The following is a 541-nucleotide window of genomic DNA, read 5'->3' as shown; positions in this document are numbered from 1 at the left end:
AAGACTAAGAACTTTAGCGTCCAAATCTTTCGCAAAAATCGGCTCATCTATCTGCACGACCACTTCATCATCAAGAGTGCTTATGACTTTTAAAAGCTCCTCATAAATCGGCACTATTTTGCTCCAAAGCTCATAAACATCGCCGCGGTCAACTCTTTTGCTAAGCCCCAAATATGTTATAGGACCGATGATATTTATCTTTGTTTTTATGTCAAGAGCTTTTGCTTCACGGTACTCGTCTATAATTTTTGAAGCATTAAGCGCGTAACTCTCTTCAAGATTTAATTCAGGAACTATGTAGTGGTAGTTTGTGTTAAACCACTTTGTCATCTCCATAGCTACGCACTCATCATTGCCCCTTGCCATTGCAAAGTAAAGCTCTTCACCCTTTAGGTGGTGAAATCTTTTTGGAATCGCACCCAGCATTACGGAAGTGTCAAGCATATTGTCATAAAGCGAAAAATCATTGGAGCTTATAAACTCCACTCCCGCATCTCTTTGATACACCCAGTGTCTCGCCTTTAGCTCTTTTGCAACTTTT

General features: G+C 40.1%; 1 pseudogene. It reads right to left on the bottom strand.

Going from position 1 to position 541, the window contains the following annotated elements:
* Window positions 1–541, bottom strand: a pseudogene (locus NE054_RS08500) (5-methyltetrahydropteroyltriglutamate--homocysteine S-methyltransferase); the annotation flags it as partial.

It is taken from the genome of Sulfurihydrogenibium sp. (genome assembly GCF_027448985.1).
Taxonomy (GTDB): domain Bacteria; phylum Aquificota; class Aquificia; order Aquificales; family Hydrogenothermaceae; genus Sulfurihydrogenibium.
The sequence above is the reverse complement of the archived record's forward strand: the minus strand, read 5'-3'. Positions and strand labels throughout refer to the sequence as shown.